At 69.9% G+C, this 6,151-nt stretch carries 6 protein-coding genes; 4 read left to right on the plus strand and 2 right to left on the minus strand.

Annotated elements, in window-relative coordinates:
• Positions 1-22: 22 nt before the first annotated feature.
• Together trpD and Cch01nite_RS06455 are read right to left on the minus strand one after the other, a co-directional pair.
• Complete coding sequence (gene trpD / locus Cch01nite_RS06450; RefSeq protein ID WP_203750046.1) at positions 23-1,069, minus strand: anthranilate phosphoribosyltransferase; 1,047 nt, start codon at positions 1,067-1,069, stop codon at positions 23-25.
• Positions 1,066-1,500 carry a response regulator transcription factor gene (locus Cch01nite_RS06455; protein WP_203750049.1) on the minus strand — a complete coding sequence of 145 codons (435 nt, stop codon included), beginning with the start codon at positions 1,498-1,500 and terminating at the stop codon, positions 1,066-1,068. The genes trpD and Cch01nite_RS06455 overlap by 4 nt, the downstream gene beginning before the upstream one ends.
• Positions 1,501-1,834: 334 nt before the next feature.
• Here Cch01nite_RS06455 and ctaE point away from each other — a divergent pair, with 334 nt between their 5' ends.
• The 4 genes from ctaE to qcrB all read left to right on the plus strand — a co-directional run bounded on the left by ctaE (position 1,835) and on the right by qcrB (position 6,094).
• Entirely contained in the window at positions 1,835-2,482 is a 648-nt protein-coding gene (ctaE, locus tag Cch01nite_RS06460; RefSeq protein WP_203750051.1) for an aa3-type cytochrome oxidase subunit III, read from the plus strand.
• 65 nt (positions 2,483-2,547) lie between these two features.
• Positions 2,548-3,333 carry a cytochrome bc1 complex diheme cytochrome c subunit gene (gene qcrC, locus Cch01nite_RS06465; protein ID WP_203750054.1) on the plus strand — a complete coding sequence of 262 codons (786 nt, stop codon included), beginning with the start codon at positions 2,548-2,550 and terminating at the stop codon, positions 3,331-3,333.
• Complete coding sequence (qcrA, locus tag Cch01nite_RS06470; RefSeq protein WP_203750057.1) at positions 3,330-4,364, plus strand: cytochrome bc1 complex Rieske iron-sulfur subunit; 1,035 nt, start codon at positions 3,330-3,332, stop codon at positions 4,362-4,364. Before qcrC ends, qcrA begins: the two co-directional genes overlap by 4 nt.
• Positions 4,361-6,094 (plus strand): cytochrome bc1 complex cytochrome b subunit, encoded by a 1,734-nt coding sequence (gene qcrB, locus Cch01nite_RS06475; protein ID WP_203750060.1) that lies wholly within the window; start codon positions 4,361-4,363, stop codon positions 6,092-6,094. Before qcrA ends, qcrB begins: the two co-directional genes overlap by 4 nt.
• The last annotated feature ends 57 nt before the right edge of the window (positions 6,095-6,151 follow it).

A 6,151-nucleotide genomic window follows, 5' to 3' on the forward strand; every position in this document is an offset into this window, starting at 1 on the left:
GCCGGAGCTCGACGGCAGCGCCTCAGGCGCTGGCCTTCTGCCACCGGGCGAGGACGTCGGCCGCAGCCCCGGTGTCGAGCGACTGCCGGGCCAGGTCGGCCGCGACGCGCAGCCGGTCGGGCAGCGTGCCCTCGGTGAGCCCGGGCAGCGAGGCGTCCGCGACGATCGCTGCGGCCGCGTTGAGCACGACCGTCTCGCGCACGGCACCGTGCTCGCCGTCGAGCAGGCGACGCGCGACGTCCGCGTTGTAGGCGGCGTCGGCCCCGCGCAGCTCGGCGAGGTCGATGTGTCCCACACCGAGCTCGGCGGTCCAGTCGACGACGTGCTCCCGCACCTCGCCGGCGCGGACCTCCCAGATCCGCGTCGGTCCGGTGGGCGCGATCTCGTCGAGGCCGTCCTCCCCGCGGAACACGAGCGCGGCGGTCCCGCGACCAGCGAACACACCCGCCAGGAGGGGGGCCATGCGGCGGTCGGCGACGCCGATGGCGCCTGACTGGGGTTGCGCCGGGTTGGTGAGCGGCCCCAGGAAGTTGAACACCGTGCCGATCCCGAGGCCGGCGCGCGCGGCGGCCGCGTGCCGCATCGAGGGGTGGAACACCTGGGCGTAGCAGAAGGTGATCCCGACCTCGTCGGCCAGCGCCGCGACGCGCTCGGGCGGGTGGTCGAGCCGGATGCCGAGCTGCTCGAGGACGTCGGCGGAGCCGGAGGACGACGAGGCCGCCCGGTTGCCGTGCTTGACGACCCGCAGGCCGGCGCCGGCGACGACGAGCGCCGACATGGTGGAGATGTTGACGGTGTGCGCGCGGTCCCCGCCGGTGCCCACGATGTCGACCGTGCGGCCGGGGACGCTGATGCGGACGGCGTGCGAGAGCATCGCGTCGGCGAGCCCGGTGAGCTCGTCGACCGTCTCCCCCTTGGCACGCAGCGCCACGAGGAAGCCTGCGACGCGGATCGGCGTGGCCTCGCCGCGCATGATCTCGTCCATCGCCCAGGACGTCTGCTCGGCTGTCAGGTCCTGGCGCGCGACGAGCGCCGTGAGCAGGTCGGACCAGGTCGTGGCGGCGCTCATCCGGTGACGCCCTGGCGCGCCAGGAGCTCGGCGACGACGCGCTGCAGCTCGATCGGGTCGAGCGGGCGGGACACCGCGGCGTCGGCGTTCGACCAGGACGCCAGCCATGCGTCCTGCGGCCGGCCGGTCAGCACGAGGACGGGCGGGCAGCGGTAGACCTCGTCCTTGAGCTGGCGCCCGAGGCCCATGCCGCCGACCTTGTCCGCCTCCCCGTCGAGGATGAGCAGGTCGAGGTTCCCCGCCTCGGTCGTCGTGATCGCGGCCGGCGCGGTGGCGACCTCGACCCACTCGATGTCGGGTTCGCCCCGGCCGAGGCGCCGCCCGACGGCGAGGCGCACCTCGGCGCGCGTGTCGACGTCGTCGCTGTAGAGCAGGATCCGCGGACCGGTGGTGCTTGCGGCGGTCGTCCGGTCGGGCTGCGCGGTGCTCATGGTCGTCCCATCACTCGTCGTCGACGTGCGTCCGAGGGGAATCTTGGCACGGCGGGCCACGATCGCGGCGCGGTTACCGCCGCGTGGTCGGGAACTGGTCGGGAGCCGGTCGGGAGCAGCCATAGCACGGCGTCGGGACGGTCTGGACGGGTCCACCGTCCGTGCGCCGGCGGTGTGCGGTCGATGGAGGCCCCGTGAAGGCCGCTCTGCCGCTCAATGACGGGCCTGACCAGCCGTCCTGCCCCGCCGCGGGCCCCCAGATCCTGACGGTGTGACATTTAACGCTCGCCACGACCTGGGCCCTATGGCCCATGCGGACCACTCATCAGCCATAATGGCGAACGTGTCGACCGCCATGGCTGCCCCTCGCACCGCCACCCACGTGAGCGTCAACCGTCCGAACCCTGTGTCGGTCGGGACGATCGTCTGGCTGGCCAGCGAGCTCATGTTCTTCGCCGGCCTCTTCGCGATGTACTTCACCCTCCGGGCAGCGGTGCCCGAGGAGTGGGCTGTGCAGACGGCGAAGCTCAACATCGCCTTCGCGTCGGTCAACACCACCGTGCTGGTGCTGTCGTCCGTGACGTGCCAGATGGGCGTCTGGGCCGCCGAGCGCTTCCAGCCGGTGCGCACCGGCTCCGTGCTCCAGGTGAACCGCTGGGGCATGAACGAGTGGATGACGCTCACGTACCTCATGGGCGCGTTCTTCATCGGCGGCCAGATCTACGAGTACGCGGCGCTCGTCAGCGAGAACCTGACGATCTCCTCGAGCCCGTACGGGTCGGTGTTCTTCCTGACGACGGGCTTCCACGGCCTGCACGTCCTCGGCGGTCTCATCGCCTTCCTGTTCCTGCTCGGCCGGTCCTTCACCGCCAAGCGCTTCGGCCACCACGAGGCCACCACCGCCATCGTGACGTCGTACTACTGGCACTTCGTCGACGTGGTCTGGATCGCGCTCTTCGCGGTCATCTACCTGCTGAAGTGACCCGCGCGGGCATCGTCGCCCGCGCACCCGCCCCCACCCCCCATGAGCGAGACGAGGATCGATCCGTGAAGGCACTCGCAGCCCGCAGGCAAGACCGGCGTGCGCCGGTCGTGCTGCTCCTGCTGGCGCTGCTGCTCACCGGTGGCCTGTACGCGGTGCTCGCACCCGCATCGGCCGACGCGGCGCCGGTGACGGCGAGCACCGACGACATCGCGGCCGGCGAGAAGCTGTTCCAGGCCAACTGCGCGACCTGCCACGGGCCGTCCGCGTCCGGCACCGAGAGCGGCCCGTCGCTCATCGGTGTGGGCGCCGCAGCGGTCGACTTCCAGGTCGGCACCGGCCGCATGCCCGCGCAGATGAGCGGCCCGCAGATCGAGGCCAAGCCGGTCCAGTTCGACGACGAGCAGATCAGCCAGCTCGCGGCCTACGTCGCGTCGCTCGGCGTCGGCCCTGCGATCCCGACGGACGAGCAGGTCGACCCTGCGCTGGGCGACCCCGCGAACGGCATGGCCCTGTTCCGCACGAACTGCGCGATGTGCCACAACGCCGTCGGTGCGGGCGGTGCGCTGTCCCAGGGGAAGTTCGCGCCGAAGCTGTGGGAGACCTCCCCGCGGCACCTGTACGAGGCCATGCTGACCGGCCCGCAGTCGATGCCCGTCTTCAACGACGCGAACATCACGCCCGAGGGCAAGCGCGACATCATCGCGTTCATCGACCAGCAGGGCGACACGGCTCCCGGGGGCATGACCCTCGGTGGTCTCGGACCTGTCAGTGAAGGCCTGTGGGCGTGGGTGGTCGGCATCGGCCTGCTCATCGGCGCAGCAGTGTGGATCGGAGCGAAGTCCTCGTGAGCAACCACGACAGCGGCCACGAGGCCACCACCGACGTCGCACTGCGCGACACGACCGGTCCCGACCGGTTCGAGGACCCGGGCCACCCGGAGCACCACCCGCGTCTGGGGGACAACGACCCGAAGGCGAACAAGAAGGCCGAGCGTCAGGTCGTCTTCCTGTTCACCATCTCGATCCTCGGCACGCTCGCGTTCATCGTCGCGTACTTCGCGTTCCCCCCGGGCACGTCGCCGGAGACGATGCGCCGGTCGAACATCACGCTCGGCCTGAGCATGGCGTTCGCGCTGCTCGGCATCGGCACCGCGGCCGTGCACTGGGCGAAGGCCCTGATGAACGACCACGAGAAGTCCGAGGAGCGCCACGCGCAGCGCAGCACCGACGAGACCCGCGAGGCGGCCGTCGAGGTCCTCAAGGAGGGCGCAGCGGACTCGGCCATCGGCCGCCGAGGCGTCCTCAAGGTCTCGATGATCGGTGCGCTCGCCCTCTTCCCGCTCTCGATCGTGCTGCCGCTCATCGGCAACATCGGCGAGGACTGGGACGTCTCGAAGTTCAAGCGCACGATGTGGCGCAAGGGCCTCAAGCTGACGACCGACCCTGACGGCCGGCCGATCAAGGCGTCCGACGTCACCATCGGCTCCGTCTTCCACGTCATCCCCGAGGGCCTGCACGAGAAGCCCCACCCGCTCGACGAGAAGGCGAAGTCCGTCGTCCTGCTCGTCCGGCTCGCCCCGGAGGACCTCAAGGAGGCCCCGGACCGCGAGGGCTGGTCCTACAACGGGATCGTGGCGTACTCGAAGATCTGCACCCACGTGGGTTGTCCGGTCGCGCTCTACGAGCAGCAGACCCACCACCTCCTCTGCCCGTGCCACCAGTCGACGTTCGACGTGGCGGACGGCGCGAAGGTCGTGTTCGGACCGGCGAAGCGGCCCCTGCCGCAGCTGCCGATCACGGTTGACGACGAGGGCTACCTGGTCGCGCAGAGCGACTTCCACGAGCCCATCGGCCCGAGCTTCTGGGAGCGTCTCAAGTGACGACGACGACCTCGACCCCGACCCGGACGGCACGCGCGGCGGCCGGCACGGCGGACTACCTCGACCAGCGGACCGGTCTCGGCACCGCCGTCAAGACGTTCGCCCGCAAGATCTTCCCCGACCACTGGTCGTTCCTCCTCGGCGAGATCGCGCTCTTCAGCTTCATCACGATCCTGATCTCGGGCGTGTTCCTCACGATGTTCTTCGTGCCGAGCATGAACGAGACGGTGTACGAGGGACCGTGGGCGACGATGAAGGGCGTCGAGATGTCGGAGGCGTTCGCCTCGACGCTGCGCCTGTCGTTCGAGGTCCGTGGCGGGCTGCTCATGCGGCAGATCCACCACTGGGCTGCGCTCATCTTCATGGCGGCGATCGTCACGCACATGATGCGCGTGTTCTTCACGGGCGCCTTCCGCAAGCCGCGTGAGCTCAACTGGGTCGTCGGCTTCACGCTGCTGATCCTCGGGCTCGCCGCCGGCTTCTCGGGCTACTCGCTGCCGGACGACGTCCTCTCCGGCAACGGCCTGCGCATCACCGACGGCGTGGTCCGGGCGATCCCGATCATCGGCAGCTACATGTCGTACTTCATCTTCGGTGGCGAGTTCCCGGGCCAGGACCTGATCCCGCGCCTGTTCACGGTGCACGTGCTGCTGGTGCCGGGCCTGATCCTCGCGCTCATCGGTCTGCACCTGTTCTTCGTCGTGCTGCACAAGCACACGCAGTACCCGGGCTCGGGCCGCAAGAACTCGAACGTCGTCGGCTACCCGCTGTTCCCGATCTACACGGCGAAGGCCGGCGGCTACTTCTTCATCGTGTTCGGCGTCATCGCGCTCATGGGCGCCACGATGGCGATCAACCCGGTGTGGAACTACGGCCCGTTCGACCCCTCGCCCGTGTCGGCCGGCGCACAGCCCGACTGGTACATGCTGTTCCTCGAGGGCTCGCTGCGACTCATGCCGGGGCAGGCGGAGATCGTCATCGCCGGGTTCACGATCCCGCTCAACGTCATCATCCCCGCGATGGTCGTGCCCGGGATCCTGTTCACGCTGCTGGCCGCGTACCCGTTCGTCGAGGCGTTCGCGACGGGTGACAAGCGGGAGCACCACGTGCTCGACCGCCCGCGCAACCGCCCGTTCCGCACCGCGTTCGGTGTCTCGCTGCTGGTGGCGTTCTTCATCCTGGTGCTCGCCGGGTCGAACGACCTCATCGCGACCCACTTCCACCTGTCGATCAACGACATCACGTGGACGTTCCGCTTCCTGTTCTTCCTCGGTCCGTGGTTCGCGTTCTACATCACCAAGCGCATCTGCCTGGGGCTGCAGCGCAAGGACCGTGAGCTGGTGCTCCACGGCCACGAGACGGGCCGTATCGTGCGGTTCGCGAGCGGTGAGTACATCGAGGTGCACAAGCCGCTGGACGCCCACGAGCGCTGGCTGCGGGTGCAGCACGACGCGATCCGCCCGCTCGAGATCGAGCCGGCGGAGGACTCCCGCGGTGTGCGCCGCAAGGGCTACCGCACGGACCGCATCCGCCAGCGCCTCTCGGAGATGTTCTACGAGGACCGCATTGAGCCCGTCACGCCCGCCGAGCTGGCTGCGGCCCACTCGCACGGGGAGCACGACGTGCTCGCCCCGGCGGCTGCCCACGGCGAGCTGACCGGTGCCGTCGGTGGCGGCCAGCACTTCGTGGATCCGCAGGACGAGACGCGACCGGAAAAGCGGAATCGCTGATCCTGAGCAAGAGTTGACCGTGGAGTCGGGCGGCTCGCCGTTGACGGCGAGCCGCCC

It is taken from the genome of Cellulomonas chitinilytica (assembly GCF_016862675.1).
Taxonomy (GTDB): domain Bacteria; phylum Actinomycetota; class Actinomycetes; order Actinomycetales; family Cellulomonadaceae; genus Cellulomonas; species Cellulomonas chitinilytica.

Bases quoted from the DNA above. Each gene is read 5' to 3' on its own strand.
- trpD (WP_203750046.1), bottom strand. From the start codon at position 1,069: ATGAGCGCCGCCACGACCTGGTCCGACCTGCTCACGGCGCTCGTCGCG.
- Cch01nite_RS06455 (WP_203750049.1), bottom strand. From the start codon at position 1,500: ATGAGCACCGCGCAGCCCGACCGGACGACCGCCGCAAGCACCACCGGT.
- ctaE (WP_203750051.1), top strand. From the start codon at position 1,835: ATGGCGAACGTGTCGACCGCCATGGCTGCCCCTCGCACCGCCACCCAC.